Source organism: Paenibacillus sp. EB106-06-01-XG199, assembly GCF_058791575.1.
The window spans coordinates 367,164-385,633 of sequence record NZ_JBYTDQ010000006.1; the positions used below are offsets into that span (position 1 = coordinate 367,164).

An 18,470-nucleotide genomic window follows, 5' to 3' on the forward strand; every position below is an offset into this window, starting at 1 on the left:
TGTGGCGTGCATATGTTATTCCGCTTCATGGGACAGCGGCTCCTGCCGGAGCAATGACGCTGAGAGCAGGTAACGGTCAGGCGCCGGACCGACGTAAGAGAAAGGATAGCAGGTGATCAAGGTAAGCACCGGTGTATCACTCTGCTTAATCGCCCCCCGTTCATCACCGTCTACAATGAGACTGCCGGTAACTTCATAAATGAATTTTCCTTCGGCGGTCTCCAGCTCGATCAGATCATGGACTTCCAGATTGCCAAGGCCGCGAAACACTGTATCGCGATGGCCGGCCAGTACGCTGTTGCCGATGGCGCCAATCGCTGCGCTCCCTTCATAATGCCCTGCGCCTTTTTTCAATTGGGGGCGCCCGGTTCCTTCCAGAATCGCTACCCGTTTATCGAGCCTCGGAAAATAAATCTCTCCAATAACCTCGCCCCCGGTATAATCGGTTCTGGCAATGTTTTTCTCTCCAGAGAGGTTGACCATTCCTGCGGGCAGCGGAGTTTCTTCTTCCGGCACCTGGAGACTGACGGCTTCCTCCCTCTTTTTGTCCCAATCGTTTAGGGCATGGCGGGCTTCAGCGGGTGCTTTTAAGATCTGCACTACGGAATAGATCAGCACACACAAAGAGAGTATGAAGAATAGCTTCACGGCAATGGATAGCCCGGAACGCTTCTTCATACTCTCACCTCCAACCTTTGGCTTAATCAGCTTATTTTTTCGAATTCAGTCTGCGAAGTACGATAATACTGAGTATGGCAACGGCCAAACTGATCAGAATCAGGTTATACCAAGGTTCTGCTGTATCCGGCAATTTGTCGCCCTCTTCCGGTCCGGAGAGCGGAATCTCATCATCATCTATAATGACGTCGTCGCTTGGTGCCGGAGAAGGTGTCGGCGTTGCCGAGCCTTGCGGTGTTCCATTGTCGGCGCCGCCCATTGGCACAGGTTCATCCGTTACAGTCACTACAGCGGTTCCCGGTGAAGCTGTCACGGCTGGTGATCCGGTTGGAGCCGCCGATGGTCCCGGTGTAGCAGTAATGCCTGGGGACGTTGTCGGCCCGCTGCTAGGTGTGCTTGTTGGATTACCCGACGGCTCCGTTGAAGCGGAGGCGGCCGGTGTCGCGCCAGGATCAGTGGTTGGACCCGGTGTCACGGTAGCACTTGCTGTCGGACTAGGATCACTGGTTGGACCCGGTGTCGCGGTAGCGGCCGGTGTTGCGCTAGGTTCAGCTGTTGGATCTGGTGAGGCTGAAGCGGAGAAGATGAAGTCGACACTTGTTGTCTTCCCCTGATATTCATTTCCCGCTTCCAGCGGAAAGGACACATCCATCTGGAGCACTTCCTGTGAGCCTCCGGTAAGTGTACCTATGGCTACCCTGCCTTCTGCCTCGCTCATCACTCCTGAATAGAGGATTACTCCCTCTTTTTGCAGGGTCATTTGCAGTATATTGTACAATTCCTCGTCTCCGGAGGTGAATTTAAAATCAACAAAATAATTAAACCGTTCATGACCCTCATTGATCACCGTATAATCTGAGGTCGTTGCGTCGCCCGGCTGCATATTGCTCATAATCTCGGTGCTCGTCGTATGGGAATTGACCCGGAGCTTAATCGTCTCTTCTGCGCTTACACCCCCGGCATGCCAGATGACACCTGCCAGAATGATCAGAATGTAGGCGCCTATAAAGCCTGCCTGAACTCTCTTCTTCACTTTCCACGCTCCTTTCTACCGGAAAGTAATCCTGCCCTCAGCGTCCTCTCGACAAATCCTTACTTTAACCCTGATGTTTCTTCAACTTTTGTCATAAAGAGTGGTTTTATGGAGAACTACTACATAATAAGGCGACAGTGTCCTGAAAACAGTGATCAGAGTTTTATAGCCATATGTATGTTCGTTATAACGAATATTTACAGTATAATCAAAATTGTAAATAAAGAAAAACGAAATAAAACATATTTATTGGCTAAAATCATTCAATTCAAGGATAAAATAACCGGTTATCGTTTAATTACTTCGATTTACTCATTATTTATCCATATTATTGTTAATGATAGCGTTTTATAAAGAACGATTCGTGATGAGTATACAAAAAAACAAGGCGGTTACAAGGAAGGGAAGCCGATGCTTTCCAACCTAATAATCGCCTTGCTTAGTTATGTGCCGGATTGCGGGATTTAGTTCTCCTTAAAAAGCTGGGCTATTAGCTCATAGGAATGCAACTGGGCCGAATGGTCGAAAATTTGCGATGCGATGATGAACTCATCGGCATCGGTCTCTTCAACAATCTGCAGAAGCCGTTCTTGCAGAGCAGAGGGATCACCCGCTATAGAGTAATTCTGCTTGTTCTGCAGAATGGCTTTTTCCTGCATGGACCAGAGGCCATCCATGCTGTCTACCGGAGGCTGGAGCATGCCGGTGCGTCCACGGATGATGTTCAGGAATTGCTGCTGCTGAGAGGTGGCAAGTCTTCGGGCTTCCACTAGGGTGTCAGCGGCGGTAGCTCCAAGCCCGACCATAACATGAGGCTTGGATAGGGCAGCCGATGGCTTGAAGCTGCTGCGGTACAGTTGCAGGGCAGGCAGCAGATAATCCGGTGCAAAGTGGCTGGCAAAAGCGAAGGGCAAGCCTAGCTGCCCCGCCAGTTGGGCGCTGAAGCCGCTCGAACCCAGCAGCCAGATCGGAATGTTCAGGCCTTCGCCGGGAACAGCGCGCACTCCGAGCGGCCGCGAGCCTGCGCCGTTTGGATCAAAGTAAGCCCGGAGCTCGCTCAGCTGCTCTGGGAATTCGCTGCCGTCGCTGCCCAGGCCGCGCCGCAGCGCTCTGGAGGCTGCCTGGTCAGAGCCCGGAGCTCTTCCCAGCCCCAGATCTATGCGCCCAGGATACAGGGACTCCAGTGTGCCGAATTGCTCCGCAATCATGAGCGGCGCATGGTTGGAGAGCATGATGCCTCCAGAGCCCACGCGGATACTGCGTGTACCAGCGGCCACATGACTGATAACAAGCGAAGTGGCGGAGCTGGCGATGCCAGTCATATTATGATGTTCCGCCAGCCAGTAGCGTTTATAGCCCCACTCTTCGGCATGACGGGCCAAATCCAGTGTGTTATGAAATGAATCCGCTGCTGTACTGCCCTCTTTGATCGGAGCGAGATCCAGCACGGAGATGGGAATGTCCCGCAGTTGCTTCACTTTAATCCCTCCAGTAATGATGCTTTAAGCATCTTATAGCAGTATTTACAGCTATGAAATGAACTACCCGATAATTATAACATGAAATAATATTATTTACACACTTTAAGTAAGCGTTGAAGCAAGCAAACTAAAGTGAGAATGGATGGTCTGGGCTCTGATGGAACTGCAAAAACGGCTGTAGCCTATGGGCACAGCCGTTTCTGCAGTGTTGTACTGATTCGGGGATGAGCTTAATGAGCCTGCGCCGCTGCTGCGGCCAATTTATCAATGTCTGCAGCAGGGACTTCCATGAATGAAGAGACAATGGTCCGCTGATCCTCAAGCGCCGGTACGCCGGTGAATCCCACTTTGTAGATTATGCCTTCATCCTGCCAGAAATAACTGAGGAAATCCGGCTCGGTAGGCTTGCTGAGCTCTCCGTCGATTTTGTAAGGTTCCGTAACCAGCACCTCTTGTCCATTTACATGAGCGGCGGTAAGGGGAACGGCAAACTTTTCTCCGTCAATCCGGTAAAAAAAGACTTGTCCTTCCTGTTTGAAGGTTTCATATAAGCCTTGATTCTGCATTTGCAAAAAGGTGACATCAGGATTGGAGTATGCTGTCCAAAACACTGTTCGGGACATTCCCAGTCCGTCTAGAGGATAACTGAATTCAATGCTTGAGGTGAGCGTGGCCGTATGCATGGCAAAGCCGGACTCTTCCATAGGGAACTTGGGCACAAAGCCCATAATATCGGCAGCCATCCGTAAATCCTTCACATCAATGACATCTACATTAAAAAACTTTTTATTCACGAAGCTGCGTTTCATTTGTTCATCCGGATATTTGATGGAGGCCAGGAGTGATGCGATTTCTTGCTGTGATAGGGTACCGCTGCCTATATATAGTTTATAAACAATCCCATCCCGCTCCCAAATATAGAATAATTTCTGTACATGCTGATTGACATGCACATTGACATAGATTGTGTCTATTCCGCCAATGGTAGTGGGTTTCCGGTCAACCGGAAGAGGTGTCCCGCCGTCGCCGCGCGAGGATTCACTAAGTTCAACAGCCGTATAAATCTGCTCAACGCTGCTATCCTTGTAAGCTTCCAGCGAAAATTGCCCGGTGTGGGTATCCCCGTCGTACCGTACATAAGTGAGAGTAACTTGTTCAATCTCGTTATCCTCTGAGTTCGCAGTAGCAGCTTGAGGCGGAGTGACCGCAAGGTAAGCCCTCTCCAGAATGAAATCCGGGGGCAGCACGGACGGAGCCTGGAAGGCAAAACCCGCTTCCTCCACGGCTCTGTCCAAGCGATTATAATTTCTATTCTTGTACAGATTGATTAAATCATCGTTAACGGCTGTGTCGTTATTTTTTGAATCGCTGGAGGCATTCGTTAGTGTCACCACGCTCAGCAGAACCAGGAGCAGCACGGCTGCCGCTGATATCCGGTACGAGCCTTTTTTAAATGAGCGGATCATAGAAACCCTCCTTGTAATCTGCTGACGGTGCTGCGATCCGAAGAAATAAAGCACTTCGCGGTCGGTCCGTCCTTTAGAAAACTGCTTGAGAAATTCAACGAGCGTTAATCCGTATGCCGCAGCTTCTTCTTCTCCCAGCACATCCAATACGTGTGCGTCACAGGCCAGCTCCCGGTCGGTTTTCATTTTGTACAGTCCTAGCCAAGCTAAAGGATTGGGCCAATGAATAGCCGCGGCCGCACTGCCCAGCAGATTCCACAGGGTATCGCGGCGTTTATAGTGAGCAAGCTCATGGGCCAGAATGTGCAGCAGCTGCGGTGACGTTAACTCCTGAAGCGCCAGTTCCGGGACGTATATCCAAGGACGGAACACGCCGCTCAGGAAAGGGCTTTTGGCCGAGGAGCCGGTGTAGAGCGGGATCTTTCTTTTCACTCTGAACCGGTTCAGAGCGTCCTCAAGCACCGCAATTGGCCGGGGATCAGTAACCCGTCTCAGCCGCTTCCGCCCGCGGAGCTGCCTGCTCATGATGCCAAGTCCGTTCAGGAAAAGAAAGACTGCACCGCCGAACCAGATTATTGCAGCGGCCTTCAGCCAGGGAGAGTAGATACCTGCCGCACTGGAATGTCGGACTCCCGGCGCCTGCCCGTCTGCTTGTTGTAGGTGTCCTGCATTAATGGTGTCTCCGGTTCCGGTAGTGCCTGATTGCGGATCAGAATCAGAGTCCAGCCCCTGATTGCTTGGAGCAGCAGCTTGCAGATTCGGCAATGGATCAGCGGCCTGTCCCGTGAGCGCGCTCTTTATTCCTTCTCCATACTGAAGCACATGGAACATGCTGAGCGGACTGTCCGGGATCACCGGAAGCAGCATTCGGATAATGACCAGCAGCCACAGCAGGTAACGGACCCTGGCGCTGATGACCTTTTGCAGGATGGCATGAATTGCGATTACAACCAGAATCACCAGGCTCGCGGCTAATGTATCATCCAGGAAATCGACAAACAGGCTGTAGATCACATTCATTCCTGTGTACCTGAATCTTTGTGTGCTCCTTGTGCTTTCTTCTCCTGGAGCAACCGTTCCAACTGCTCAATTTCCTGGGCGGATAACGTAACCTCTTCCAAGAAGTTGGTGACCATCAGGTTGGCGGCTCCCCCGAAGACCCGCTTCAGAAAAGACTGGCTTTCTGCTTGTACACATTCCCGCTCGGAGAGCAGCGGATAATAAAGATAACTACGCCCGGATTTCTCGAAGCCAATGGCTTTCTTCTTAAGCAGCCGTGTGATAAAGGTGCGTACCGTCTGATCGCTCCATTCAATAGACCCCGGCAGGTGCTGGACAATTTGTTCAGCTGTAACCGGATGGTTGCCCCAGATGACTTTCATGATCTCCCATTCAGCCTCTGAAATTTTGGGGATGCTCTTCATATAATCGACTCCTCGCAGTTTCATGAATATTCAATCTACAAATGTAGTTTTAATCTCCTGGTTGATATTACACTTGTAGATCTAAATTGTCAAACGCAGAAAACCCCCGTTCTGCTTGCTTACAGCAGAGCGGGGGTTAGCGTTTGGCAGGTGCCGTAAATTACATTGCATCCTGATCGCGGAAGATTATCCGCGGGGTAGTTGCAATTTGTACAACTAAAAATTCATTGCTTTGGATTTTACGCATACTCAAGTTGTAGCGCCTTCCTCCAGCTCAACCGGCAATATGTATTCTGCGCGGACGGCACCGCCGTGGACCTGCTGAATGATCAAATCAACGGCAAGTTTGCCCATATCTTCAATGGGCTGGCGGATGGTGCTGAGCGGCAGAGCCAGCAGGCTTCGCAGGGCAATGCCGTCATATCCTACAATCCGCACATCCTCAGGCACCCGCAATCCCCGCTCCCGGCAAGCCTTAAGCGCATAAGCTGCAATCAAATCGCTGCCTGCAAAGATGCCGTCCACATCGGGCTGTTCGTTGAACAGCTGCACAAGCAGCCGCTCATAAGCTCCGACATCAAAGCTGTTGTTATCCGTATGCAGCAAGGTGTGCGGGAGGTTATGCTGCCGGGCGGTATCCGCAAAGGCCTCGGATCTTAGCACAGACAGGATATTTAGCTCAGGATGCCCACCGATATGGGCGAGCCTGCGGCAGCCTTTATTAATCAATAAGGTAGTAGCCAGCACCCCGCCCCGATAGTTATCGGAGCAGACATAAGGGATTTCCGGCGATATTCTGCGGTCAAAGGTGACGAGCGGCAGATTCATTTGCCGGTAGGCTTCAACTTCCAGGGTGTGGCTGCCCATAATAATGCCGTCGACCCGGCTTGCGCGAAGCATATCAATATATTCGAGTTCTTTATGTTTGTCCTGCTGCGAGTTGCAGAGCAGCAGCTTATAGCCGTTCCGGTAGGCATGCTCCTCGATATGGCTGGTCAATTCCCCGAAGAACGGATGAGAGACATGAGGGATGATCAGCCCGATAATATTTGATTTGGAGCGGCTGAGCGAGCGGGCGAGTTCGTTTGGCCGGTAATTGAGGTCATTCATCGCGCTGTAGACCTTTTTCTTCAGATCCTCGCTTAAGTACCCCCTGTTGTTCAGCACCCGGGAGACGGTTGTCACCGAAACGCCTGCCCTCAGCGCAACGTCTTTAATTGTAGGCATGTGGAACCTCCTGTCTTGGCGGGTCTTTGCACACTCATTCTAACTTGGATGCAAGGGACTGTCCATGAAGGGATGAACCTTCTATTTATGTTTCAAAAATTAGACTTTCCCCATATAATAAGAAGAAAAACGTCATAAATTGTAATTAATTTTATTTACTATATAGATTGAACTTGAGAATGTACATTTAGGGAAAAGTGGCGGAGGGGAATTTTGGAACTGGAGGAGCGATAGCGTCCGCCTTTAGGTTTGGATTTCTACCGCAGTTTGCGGTTGAATTCAGGAAATCCAAACCTAACAGCGGCCGGAAGTCCAAACATTCTCTGTAGTCACGGCCAATCCCAAAATAGAAGAATTATAAGTTCAGTCTATATATTTACTCTATTAAGCTTATAAGTAAATAGCAAAGCCCAATCATGATGGTTCCATACGCTTTTAATAGAAATTGTCGAATTTACCCGTTTCTGATTTTGGGAACTTTGGGATAGATGAATGGGAGTGTGCTAATGGGCAAGGGGAAAATTCAGCGCAGGTTACGGTATGGCTTGTTTTTGCTTTTATTTATGATGCTCAGCACGGCACTGTATCAGCCGGTGTCCGCCAGCAGCGAAGAACGGCGCCCTCAGAATGTGCTTGTCCTGCATTCCTATCAGAAGGGCTTTGCCTGGACGGATGACCAGGGTGCAGGCATTGAAGAGCAGCTCAAAGGAGCAGCCGATCCGCCGGTTATCTACACCGAGTATTTGGACTGGAAACGATTCCCCAGCAATGACAACCTCGAGCACTTCTACCAGATGATCAAGTTCAAATACCAAGCTCTTCATATCGATGCGATTATCGTTACGGATGATGCCGCTTTGAACTTCGCCATTCAGTACCGCAAGGAAATCCTGAGCGATGCACCCATCATATTCAGCGGCATTAATCAGTTAGGTATGGACAGTATAGCGGACAAGCGCAACATCACCGGAGTCATCGAAGAGATCGATTCTACAGAAACGATACGAATGGCGCTGGAGATCAATCCATCGATCCGTAAGGTGTACATTGTATTCGACAATTCTGAAAGCGGGCTCTCCACTGGTAAAATGGTCAGTGACCAGATTCTGTCTCTGGAGCGGGGACTCCAGATCATCCCGATGAACAGTCTCTCCAATGAACAAATCATAGATCAAGTATCCACCCTTTCATCAGACAGCATGGTTCTCATGACTACATACTACAGTGATACAACGGGAAGAATTACTGAATTTGACCGGTTCTCAAGCGAGCTTAGCGAGAGCAGCAGTGTGCCGGTATATCATATTTATGATTTTAGCCTGAATCACGGGGCCTTTGGCGGAAATCTGATTAGCGGCAAAATCCAGGGACAAACTGCAGCCAGCCTGGCTCTGCGGATTCTGGAAGGAGAAAATGCGGGAGAGATCCCTATTGTCTCGGACAGCGCCGTGCGAAAGGTTGTTGACTATAAGGAATTGCAGCGTTTCAACGTTTCCCTGAAGCAGCTGCCGGAAGGCAGCGAAGTCATCAACAAGCCCTTTTCCTTCTATCAATCCTATAAAAAGCTTGTACTGAGCATTGTCGCGGCATTCGCTGTTCTGCTGGCCTTTATTCTTATCCTCCTATTCTACGTGCAATTGGTCAAGCGAATCCGAAGCAACCTGGAAAAAAGCAATGAACGCTTCAGTTTGGCTGCCTATGGTTCGGATGCGGTAATCTGGGATGTGGACATGACCACGATGATCTACTACTTCTCGGACAGCTGGTATGAGCTGCTCGGCTATGAACTGGAAGAAGTGGACGAGAGCCATGGAGGGTGGAGAACTCTTATCCATCCAGAGGACGCAGAACATGAGAACCGCCTGCGCACTGAGCATCTGCAAGGCAAAAGTTCCTACTATTACTGCGAATACCGGATGCGGAGCAAATCAGGCGAATATAAATGGTTTCAGGCCCGGGGCAAGATGCTGCGCAACGCAGACGGAGGTTTTGTCCGTTTTGCCGGCTCCATGGTTGATGTTACGGACCTCAAAGGCTATGAGAGCAAGCTCCAAATGAGCTACCAGGAACTGGAGTCGACCTATGAGGAGCTTACGGCACTGCAGGATGAGCTGCTGGAGCAATATAACAAATTGGTCGAGAATCAGGCACTGCTGCAGACCAGCGAAGAGAAATACCGGCTGCTGGCCTATAACGATGTCTTAAGCGGTCTGCCGAACCGGCTGTCCCTTTCTGAGGAACTGCAGAAGTTTATCAAAGAACACGCTGGAGGGCATGCAGCCTTGTTCTTTCTGGATATTGATAATTTCAAATATATTAATGATACGATGGGCCACACCTTTGGGGACGAGCTGCTGGTCAAGGTCGGTGAACGGCTGCTGGGCTTGTCGGACGGACGCAGCAAGCATTTCCGTTTCGGGGGCGACGAGTTTGTGATTCTGTTCGAGAATATCAAGGGATCGGATGAGGTCATCTCCTATGCACAAGCGCTTGTGCAGGGTTTCAAGGAGCCCTTCCAGCTGAATGCCAGCGTTGTTCACATCTCAACTAGTATCGGTATTGCCCAGTATCCGGAGAATGGGATCAATGCAGAAGAGCTTTTGAAAAATGCCGATATTGCCATGTATAAAGCGAAGGAAGCCGGTAAAGGAACATATGTATTATACGGACAGGCGATGCAGCAGCATTTTGACGAACGGATGATCATTGAGAAGCATTTGAGAAATGCTATCTCCAATAATGAGCTTTCACTTCATTATCAGCCACTGTTGGACACCGCCTCAGGCGGAATCTGGGGCTTCGAGGCTCTGATCCGCTGGAACAGTCCGGTGCTTGGTTTTGTATCGCCGCTTTCGTTCATCAAAATCGCTGAAGACTGCCGGTTGATTGTCCCGATCGGTGAATGGGTGCTGCGGGCGGCCTGCCGGTTCATTAAAGAGCTCCATGCAGAAGGTTATGAGGGCTATCATATCTCGGTGAATATTTCGGTGATCCAGCTGATGCTGGATGATTTCACCGATATGGTGCTGGGCATTCTCAAGGAGACCGGATTGCCGCCGGAATATTTGGAGCTGGAGATTACCGAGTCGATCTTCATGGAATCCTTCGAAGCGATCAGTTCCAAGCTGGAATCGCTGAAAACACGGGGAATCGGCATTGCCCTGGATGACTTCGGAACAGGATATTCCTCGCTTAGCTATTTGAAGCAGCTGCCGATCACTACGCTGAAGATTGATAAGTCGTTTATTGACAGCATTGATACACCGAACAATATGTCACTGGCCCGGTCCATCGTAACCATCGGTCATGATATGGGGCTGAAGGTGACCGCAGAAGGGGTGGAAACCCGGGAGCAGCTGGCCTTTCTGGAGCGTACAAGCTGTGACAAGATCCAGGGCTACTTCATCAGCAGACCCATACCGGAAAAAGAGGTGGCCAGTTGGGTGGAGGGCAGGAGGGCGGGATAATGGAGCGAAGGATACCGGTCCCCGAACAGGGCGGTATCCTTTTCTGCTGTCTTTTGCTAATCGCTGCACTCTATTTCAGCAATCTCCGTGCCAGCTTAACCTTATTGCCGTATGGCGGATAGACAACCCCGAGGTCAAGCTTGGTCCCTCTTTTCACAATGCTCTTGCTGTGGGAAAAGAGATCAAAGCTATGCCTGCCGTGATATCCGCCGATGCCGGAGCCTCCCACTCCTCCAAATGGCAGATGTGCGCTGGCTACATGGGTAATCGTATCATTGATGCAGCCTCCGCCGAATGAAACTCTGGCCAGCACCTCCTGTTCCGCCTGTTTGTCTTCGGTGAACAGATAGAGGGCGAGCGGTTTGGGGCGCTCATTGATGCTGCGGATGGCTTCGTCCAGCCGGGTATATTCCATAATGGGAAGTACAGGCCCAAAAATCTCGTCCTCCATGGCCGCATCCTTCCAATCCGCAGGATAGAGCAGTGTAGGTTCTATGTATAGATCCTCCGGCACAACGGTGCCGCCCATAATGACCTTCGATTGGTCCCGCTGAATCATTCCGGCAATTCTGCGCAGCTGGCGTTCATTCACAATCCGCCCGTAATCCGGATTCTGCTGCGCATCCTGGCCGTAGAACTCTTGAATATAACGTTTCATTAAGGAGATCAGCTGGGATGCCACATCGCTGTGGACAAGCAGATAATCCGGGGCAATACAGGTCTGGCCCACATTGATGAGCTTACCCCAGACAATCCGTTTCGCTGCTATCTCCAGATTGGCGCTTTTATCGACAATGACCGGACTTTTACCGCCCAGCTCCAGTGTTACCGGCACCAGATTTTTGGCCGCGGCTTCCATGACTATTTTGCCGACAGGGACACTTCCGGTGAAGAAAATATAATCGAATTTGGCATGAATCAGCAGATTGGTGGCTTCTTTCTCACCCTGAATTACACGGATATAGGACGATTCGAAGGTTTCCCTGATCATATCCTCAATCACGGCGGTAATGGCCGGGGTACTCTCCGAGGGCTTCAGTACGGCGCAGTTGCCGGCGGCAATTGCCCCGATGAGCGGCTCGATCAGCAGCTGAAACGGATAATTAAAGGGGCCGATAATGAGCACGGTTCCGTATGGCTCGCTGAGGATCCGGCTTTTGGCCGGAAATATATGCAGCGGGGATTTGACCTTCACCGGCTTCATCCAACGCTTCAGATGCTTCATCATATATCCAATGCTGTCCAGTGTGAAGCCGATTTCCGTCGCATAGGCTTCAAATTCGCTCTTGCGCAGATCCTGATGCAAGGCCGCGATAATTTTCGACTCATTGCGGCGGATGGCATCTTTCAGCTTCTGCAGCTGGCGAAGCCGGAAGGCGGGCTCCTTCGTAGCCCCGCTGTGAAACCACTCACTGTGCTCGGCCAGCATCTGTTCAACGCTTTGGGCTGTCAACTCCGACATAAGTGAACCCTCCAATATATGATGTGTAGATATAGATGTGTTCGTGTATCCCCGAGAACAGCTTCCGGCAGGAATTACTTGTCCTGGCCGGGAGCCGAAGGGACGGTGCGGATGTAGTCGTTCATAGCCATCATATTCAGCAGCGTAATGCTGCTGCCTTTGAACTGAATCCAGCCGATATCGCGCAGATAACCCATTTCACGGGATAGTGACGGGCGGGCCGTATTCAAATGCTCCGCCCATTCTTTTCTGCTGAAGGGCAGCCGGATGACCTCGGAGGCTTGCTGAGCCGCTTGTTCCAGTAAAAAGCTGATCACCCGCCGCCGGAGAGGGCCGGCTGACAATATTTCGATCTTCCGGTTGACCAGCACCAGGCGCTCCGACAGATTCTCAATAAAACGTGTGAGCATGTCCGTGTCTGTGGTGAACAACCGGAGCAGCTCCTGCTTGCCGATAAACATGACGGAGCAGGGGCCTGTGGCTGTAACTGTAGCCGGAACTATATTTTCTCTGCGGAACAACACCGCTTCGCCAATGGTCTGTCCCTGATTTAGATGGGCAATGGTTACACTGCTGCCGGTAGGATGGGTTTTCTGAACCTCAATCCGTCCTTCCAGCACAATGCCGAGTTTGTCTGCAGTATCACCTTCCGCCAAGATCAGTGAATTCTTATGAAAGCTGCTTACGGTATATGTTATTTTTTGCAGCACCGCTTCGATTTCCTTTACGGTTTTCCCGCGGAACAGCAGGCAGGATTGCAGTACAGCGGGCTCCGGTTTCATAGCATTTCCTCCAAATTTATAGCATCTGGTAACATCCGTTACCGATTGTATGGCGAAAGTCTACTACAATTAGCCTTAACTGTAAAGGCGGGGCGAACGGAGTCCTGTATTGGTAGCCTATACCTATTAAAGGAGTGAACGTGCAATGAGTAATATGTTTTGTTTTCAATGTCAGGAAGCGGCTAAAGGATCGGGCTGTACGATTCAGGGAGTCTGCGGGAAAACTAGCGATGTGGCAAATCTTCAGGATCTGCTGATCTATACGCTGAAGGGTATTTCCATCTTTGCACGCCGGGGCCGGGAGCTTGGAATGACCGACTCTACCACGGAGAAATTTATTATAGAGGGTATGTTCGCTACAATAACCAATGCTAATTTCATGCCTGAAGCTTTCATTGCCAGAATCAAAGAGGGGTTGATCCTACGCGGCCAGTGGAGCAGTAAATTGCAGGCAGCCGGAGTAGAGGTTCCTTACGCCGGGCATGATGCGGCTCTTTGGACGGCAGACACCGATGAGGCACTGCAGGCGAAGGCGGAGACGGTAGGAGTTCTGTCCACGGAGAACGAGGATATCCGTTCCCTGCGTGAACTGCTGACCTACGGGCTGAAGGGAATGGCAGCGTATATGGAGCATGCCGCAGTGCTGGGCTATTACGAAGAAGGCGCACATGCTTTTATGGAAAAAGGTCTGGTGGCGACTCTGGATGATACACTCACGGCGGATGAACTGACTGCACTTGTGATGGAATGCGGCAAGCTGGGTGTAGATGTGATGGCTTTGCTCGACCGGGCCAATACAACAACTTACGGCAACCCGGAAATCACCAAGGTGAATATCGGTGTAGGGCAGAATCCGGGGATTCTGATCAGCGGGCATGACCTGAAGGATATGGAAGCGCTGCTGAAGCAGACCGAGGGCACCGGAGTGGATGTGTATACACACAGCGAGATGCTGCCGGCGCATTATTATCCTGCTTTTAAGAAATACAGCCATTTCGTGGGCAACTACGGCAATGCCTGGTGGAAGCAGGCGGAGGAATTTGAAAGCTTTAACGGACCGATTCTCATGACGACGAACTGCATTGTGCCGCCGAAGGAGAGTTATATCGGCCGTTTGTATACTACGGGCAATACCGGTTTCCCGGGAGTGCAGCATATTTCGGCGGATGCCAATGGAGCGAAGGACTTCTCGGCTATCATTGAACAGGCCAAAGGCTGTGCGGTTCCGGAAGAGATCGAAACCGGCGAGATTGTCGGCGGATTTGCCCACGCGGCCGTAATGAACGTAGCCGATCAGGTGGTTGAGGCCGTTCAGACCGGAGCTATCAAGCAGTTCTTCGTAATGGCCGGCTGTGACGGCCGGATGAAGAGCCGCAATTATTATACCGATTTCGCTGCCGAACTGCCGGGAGACACAGTGATTCTTACGGCAGGCTGTGCGAAGTACAAATATAATAAGCTTGCGCTTGGCGACATCGGCGGGATTCCGCGTGTGCTGGATGCCGGCCAATGCAATGATTCCTATTCGCTTGTCGTGATTGCCCTGAAGCTCAAGGAAGTATTCGGACTTGAGGATATTAACGATCTGCCTATCTCCTACAATATTGCCTGGTATGAGCAGAAGGCAGTAATTGTACTCTTGGCACTGCTGTATCTGGGTGTGAAGGATATTCACCTAGGACCTACGCTTCCGGCCTTCCTGTCGCCGAATGTTGCCAAGGTGCTGGTCGATACCTTCGGTATCAGCGGTATTACAACCGTACAAGAAGATATGGAGAAATTTATCGCAGCTGTATAACTGAATGGCCATTGTGCCATATAAAATAGGGGTACTTCTCATTGCTATGAGAAGTACCCCTATTCAGTTTATTATTCGAATACCTCCTATGGCAGGCGGTACACCGCGAACGGCTCGCCGCTGCGGAAGGTGCCGCTGGCCTGATCCAGCTTGTCCATGAGCTCAGCATCCGGCTGCAGGGCAACGCTTTGCAGATTCTGCTGCACCTGCTCCACGCGGGTGGCTCCGACAATCACCGTGGATACAGCCGGTTTGTTCATCAGCCAGGCCAGGGACAGCGCAGCCATAGAGGCGCCGGTTTCTTCGGCAATCCGCCCGACCCGGTTCCCCAGCTCAATCCGGCCGGGGGTAAGGAAGCGGCCGAAGTTTGGATCGGTTTCGGCTCTGGAGCCTTCCGGCGGTGCGCCGTCACCAGCATATTTGCCGGTAAGAATACCTCCGGCAAGCGGGAAGTAGGGGATAATCCCGAGCCCTTGATCCAGGCAGAGTGGAACCAGCTCGGCCTCCGGCGTCCGGTCAGCCAGAGAGTAGCTGCACTGAATCGAGGTATACTTGACCAGATTCCGCGCCTCGCTGATGCCCAGCGCCTTCATTAACTCCCAGGCCGCATAATTGGAGGCCCCGATATAGCGGACTTTACCCGCCGATACCATATCATCCAGGGTCCGCAGCGTCTCCTCCAGCGGTGTATAGGGATCAAAGGTATGGATCTGATATAAGTCTACATAATCGGTCTTCAGGCGGCGCAGGCTGCCTTCCAGCTCCAGCATCAGGTGATGGCGGGAAGAGCCGCTGCCGTTAGGGCCTTCGTGTCTCGGAAGACCTGCTTTCGTAGCAAGAACTGCACTTTGGCGTCTGCCCTCCAGCGCCAGTCCGATGATCCGCTCCGATTCGGTGCCGGCATAAATATTAGCGGTATCGATAAAATTAATGCCCTGATCGAGCGCGGCATGGACGATATCAATGGAGGTCTCCTGATCGGCTCTTTTGCCAAAGGAATTGGTCCCCAGACCCAGTGCGGAGACCTGCAGCCCGCTGTTACCCAAACGGTGATATTTCAAGTGGTTCACTCCTCTTGTTCAGCATAGTGGTGTATTTCGTCAAAGCACAGACAGATCTGCCCCGGAGAACAGCTGCAGTGCAGTGTCCATAAATAAGCGGACGGCAATCGAGGTCTCCTCCAGTGTATGGACGGCGAGATGGATATCCCGGTAAGCATCGGGGGCCAGCTCCTTTATGATCACATTCGGCGGTGGAGACAGCAGGGACAGCTGCGACATGACACCAATAGCCAGCCCCTCCTTAACCATATTGAGTGCGGTCATGTAGCTGTTCACTTCGTATTTCACATTTAGCTTGCTGCCTCCCCGATGGAACAAATCAACGACCGGAGGCTCATAACCTGCCCGGCAGATCAGCATCGGCTCGTCTTCCAGATCCTTGACACAGATGACATGCTTCTCACGGAGCGGATGGCCGCCAGGAAGCACTGCGTACAGTTTCTCCCGGTAGAGCGGAATCGTGGCAAATTCTTCTTGCGGCGGAATAATGAAGCCGACATCAATAAGCCGGGTCTCCAGCCATTCTTTAACCTCAGCAACCGAACCTTCATAGAGAACAATCTCAATCTCGGGATATTTCTCGGTAATGGAACGGATGATTTTGGGGACAAAATAAGCAGACGCCACCGGAAAGGCCCCAATGCGGATGAGTCCCTTCTCCAGGCCCTTCTCAGCGGAGATTTCCTGCTCAACCTTGTCAAACCCGTTTAGAATTTCCCGAAAAATAATCAGAACACGCTTACCGATATCAGTGAGCATCAGCCCGCTGCGCCGGTCGCGCAGCAGCAGCTTCACTGCAAGCTCAGACTCTAGCGCGGAGATGGCCCGGCTGACTGCAGGCTGGGTCATGTTCAGCGCCAGACCGGCTTTAGTGAAGCTGCCGCTCTCGGCAATTTTGACGAATAGGCGAATTTGATTGTTGTTCATATCGAATCTGGTATGCCCCTCATGAATATAATTCATTTCAATTATGACTGTGCTTATTGTATCATTTGGAATGAAAATAGAACAAGGGGTGATGAGATGCAGCAGCGGAAGAAAAACATTGCTTTGCTTATATTTCTGGTTATAGTCTGGGGGATCAATTGGCCGCTGTCCAAGATTGCTCTAGCCTACGCTCCGCCCTTGTTGTTTGCCGGAATCCGTACGGTTATTGCCGGAGTGATCCTCATTGTTGCTGCGCTTCCTAAAAGGAAGGCCCTTCAGTTCAGCAAGCTATGGCCGGTCTATCTGACCTCGGCCTTTCTCAGCATCGTTTTCTATTACGGGTTCCAGACGATCGGCCTGCAGTATATGCCCTCAGGGCTGTTCTCGGCCATTGTCTTTCTGCAGCCTGTGCTGCTCGGTATCTTTGCCTGGATCTGGCTGGGAGAGCGTATGTACGGAATGAAGATGTTCGGCTTGCTGCTTGGTTTTCTCGGGGTAGCTGCGCTCAGCATTGGCGGATTTACCGGAAGTATCTCCGCCTTGGGTGTAGGGCTTGCCCTGGCCAGCGCACTCAGCTGGGCCTTGGCGACCGTGTACACGAAACGAAATGCGGTGCGGGTAGATATGCTGTGGATGACGGCAATGCAGATCATGATCGGGGGCGTCATCTTGCTGGCTGCCGGTTCGGCTGTGGAGAGCTGGTCTGATATTACGTGGAACAGCGCCTTTATCGTGAACACGTTGTTCATTGCGGTGTTCGTCATTGCGCTGGGGTGGATGGTTTATTTCAAGCTGATCAATGAGGGAGAGGCCAGCAAGGTCGGTTCATTCACCTTCCTGATTCCGCTGATCTCGATCGGGTCAAGTGTAGTATTATTAAATGAGCGGATTACGCTGAATCTGGTAGTGGGTATGCTGCTGATCGTATGCAGCATTATTCTGGTGAATGTTAAGATAGGCCGGGCCGCACGGCGGCTGACAGGTTAAGACAGGGGGATAAGCATGTATATTCAGACGGATGGGCAAACGGCGCATGATAATTATAAGCTGCTGATCGGCAGCATTGTGCCCAGGCCGATTGCCTTTGTAACCTCGGTGGATGAAGCGGGAATCGTGAATGCCGCTCCGTTCAGCTTTTTTAATATTGTAAATGATGATCCGCCTATGGTCATGTTCTCCTGTGTCCGCAAAGCAGGCGGAGAAATGAAGCATACGCCGCGCAATATAGCGGCGAATAAGGAATTTGTGGTCCATATCGTCGATGAGGATAATATCGCTGCAGTCAACCATACCTCAATCAATGCACCCGGCGGAATCAGCGAACTTGAGCTGGCCGGGCTGACGGCGGTACCCGGACAAGCCGTCAAGGTCCCGCGCGTACAGGAATGTAAGATTGCGATGGAATGCCGGCTGGTGCAGCTTGTGGAGCTCGGACATTGCGATATGGTTATCGGCGAAGTGCTTGGCTTTCATGTAGAGGATGAGCTGGTTCATAACGGCCGAATTGATGTCGGCAAGCTGAAGCCGGTCAGCCGTCTGGCCGGCGCGTCTTATGCAGCAATTGGCCGGACGTTCGAGCTGGACAGACCTCAGTATGAATCTGTCACGGCCAATCCCAAAATAGAAGAATTATAAGTTCAATCTATATAGATCAGATATTTTAG

At 51.3% G+C, this 18,470-nt stretch carries 14 protein-coding genes; 4 read left to right on the forward strand and 10 right to left on the reverse strand.

All coding sequences use genetic code 11. The annotated features are described in order from the left end of the window. Nucleotides 1-15 precede the first annotated feature (15 nt). The 6 genes from srtD to AC3WT9_RS22935 form a co-directional block, all read right to left on the reverse strand. Nucleotides 16-678: a class D sortase, LPxTATN-specific gene (gene srtD / locus AC3WT9_RS22910; RefSeq protein WP_492407959.1), complete on the reverse strand. Its 663-nt coding sequence runs from the start codon at nt 676-678 to the stop codon at nt 16-18. A 31-nt stretch (nt 679-709) separates the two neighbouring features. Then, nucleotides 710-1,711 (reverse strand): hypothetical protein, encoded by a 1,002-nt coding sequence (locus AC3WT9_RS22915; protein WP_492407960.1) that lies wholly within the window; start codon nt 1,709-1,711, stop codon nt 710-712. Between the two features lie 464 nt (nt 1,712-2,175). Further along, on the reverse strand, nt 2,176-3,189 hold the full coding sequence (locus AC3WT9_RS22920) for an LLM class flavin-dependent oxidoreductase (RefSeq protein WP_081966042.1): 1,014 nt from the start codon (nt 3,187-3,189) through the stop codon (nt 2,176-2,178). A 233-nt stretch (nt 3,190-3,422) separates the two neighbouring features. Next, nucleotides 3,423-5,678 (reverse strand): M56 family metallopeptidase, encoded by a 2,256-nt coding sequence (locus AC3WT9_RS22925; protein ID WP_341097045.1) that lies wholly within the window; start codon nt 5,676-5,678, stop codon nt 3,423-3,425. Continuing rightward, complete coding sequence (locus AC3WT9_RS22930) at nt 5,675-6,082, reverse strand: BlaI/MecI/CopY family transcriptional regulator (protein ID WP_341097814.1); 408 nt, start codon at nt 6,080-6,082, stop codon at nt 5,675-5,677. The genes AC3WT9_RS22925 and AC3WT9_RS22930 overlap by 4 nt, the downstream gene beginning before the upstream one ends. Before the next feature lie 249 nt (nt 6,083-6,331). Beyond that, nucleotides 6,332-7,309: a LacI family DNA-binding transcriptional regulator gene (locus AC3WT9_RS22935; protein WP_341097042.1), complete on the reverse strand. Its 978-nt coding sequence runs from the start codon at nt 7,307-7,309 to the stop codon at nt 6,332-6,334. Between the two features lie 506 nt (nt 7,310-7,815). Here AC3WT9_RS22935 and AC3WT9_RS22940 point away from each other — a divergent pair. Continuing rightward, a complete protein-coding gene (locus AC3WT9_RS22940; protein ID WP_492407961.1) occupies nt 7,816-10,776 on the forward strand; it encodes an ABC transporter substrate binding protein in 2,961 nt (986 codons plus the stop codon). 70 nt (nt 10,777-10,846) lie between these two features. On the opposite strand, the gene AC3WT9_RS22945 is transcribed toward AC3WT9_RS22940, so the two are convergent. Both AC3WT9_RS22945 and AC3WT9_RS22950 read right to left on the reverse strand, forming a co-directional pair. Then, on the reverse strand, nt 10,847-12,238 hold the full coding sequence (locus tag AC3WT9_RS22945; RefSeq protein ID WP_341097039.1) for an aldehyde dehydrogenase: 1,392 nt from the start codon (nt 12,236-12,238) through the stop codon (nt 10,847-10,849). 74 nt (nt 12,239-12,312) lie between these two features. Continuing rightward, a complete protein-coding gene (locus tag AC3WT9_RS22950; protein WP_341097036.1) occupies nt 12,313-13,020 on the reverse strand; it encodes a Crp/Fnr family transcriptional regulator in 708 nt (235 codons plus the stop codon). Between the two features lie 145 nt (nt 13,021-13,165). Between AC3WT9_RS22950 and hcp the strand changes: the two genes are divergently transcribed. After that, nucleotides 13,166-14,818, forward strand: coding sequence for a hydroxylamine reductase (hcp, locus tag AC3WT9_RS22955; RefSeq protein WP_341097033.1), 1,653 nt, complete (start codon nt 13,166-13,168; stop codon nt 14,816-14,818). Between the two features lie 86 nt (nt 14,819-14,904). Here the strand turns inward: hcp and AC3WT9_RS22960 are convergent, their stop codons facing one another. Then, a complete protein-coding gene (locus AC3WT9_RS22960; RefSeq protein ID WP_341097031.1) occupies nt 14,905-15,879 on the reverse strand; it encodes an aldo/keto reductase in 975 nt (324 codons plus the stop codon). A gap of 39 nt (nt 15,880-15,918) precedes the next feature. Beyond that, nucleotides 15,919-16,806, reverse strand: coding sequence for a LysR family transcriptional regulator (locus AC3WT9_RS22965; RefSeq protein WP_492407962.1), 888 nt, complete (start codon nt 16,804-16,806; stop codon nt 15,919-15,921). A gap of 96 nt (nt 16,807-16,902) precedes the next feature. On the opposite strand from AC3WT9_RS22965, the gene AC3WT9_RS22970 reads away from it, so the two are divergent. Both AC3WT9_RS22970 and AC3WT9_RS22975 read left to right on the forward strand, forming a co-directional pair. After that, complete coding sequence (locus AC3WT9_RS22970; protein ID WP_341097027.1) at nt 16,903-17,793, forward strand: DMT family transporter; 891 nt, start codon at nt 16,903-16,905, stop codon at nt 17,791-17,793. A 15-nt stretch (nt 17,794-17,808) separates the two neighbouring features. Further along, a complete protein-coding gene (locus AC3WT9_RS22975; RefSeq protein WP_341097025.1) occupies nt 17,809-18,441 on the forward strand; it encodes a flavin reductase family protein in 633 nt (210 codons plus the stop codon). Nucleotides 18,442-18,470 lie beyond the last annotated feature (29 nt).

Excerpts from the sequence above, each read along its gene's own strand:
- srtD (WP_492407959.1), bottom strand. The coding sequence starts at position 678 with ATGAAGAAGCGTTCCGGGCTATCCATTGCCGTGAAGCTATTCTTCATA.
- AC3WT9_RS22925 (WP_341097045.1), bottom strand. The coding sequence starts at position 5,678 with ATGAATGTGATCTACAGCCTGTTTGTCGATTTCCTGGATGATACATTA.
- AC3WT9_RS22930 (WP_341097814.1), bottom strand. The coding sequence starts at position 6,082 with ATGAAGAGCATCCCCAAAATTTCAGAGGCTGAATGGGAGATCATGAAA.
- AC3WT9_RS22935 (WP_341097042.1), bottom strand. The coding sequence starts at position 7,309 with ATGCCTACAATTAAAGACGTTGCGCTGAGGGCAGGCGTTTCGGTGACA.
- AC3WT9_RS22940 (WP_492407961.1), top strand. The coding sequence starts at position 7,816 with ATGGGCAAGGGGAAAATTCAGCGCAGGTTACGGTATGGCTTGTTTTTG.
- AC3WT9_RS22945 (WP_341097039.1), bottom strand. The coding sequence starts at position 12,238 with ATGTCGGAGTTGACAGCCCAAAGCGTTGAACAGATGCTGGCCGAGCAC.
- AC3WT9_RS22950 (WP_341097036.1), bottom strand. The coding sequence starts at position 13,020 with ATGAAACCGGAGCCCGCTGTACTGCAATCCTGCCTGCTGTTCCGCGGG.
- hcp (WP_341097033.1), top strand. The coding sequence starts at position 13,166 with ATGAGTAATATGTTTTGTTTTCAATGTCAGGAAGCGGCTAAAGGATCG.
- AC3WT9_RS22965 (WP_492407962.1), bottom strand. The coding sequence starts at position 16,806 with ATGAACAACAATCAAATTCGCCTATTCGTCAAAATTGCCGAGAGCGGC.
- AC3WT9_RS22970 (WP_341097027.1), top strand. The coding sequence starts at position 16,903 with ATGCAGCAGCGGAAGAAAAACATTGCTTTGCTTATATTTCTGGTTATA.
- AC3WT9_RS22975 (WP_341097025.1), top strand. The coding sequence starts at position 17,809 with ATGTATATTCAGACGGATGGGCAAACGGCGCATGATAATTATAAGCTG.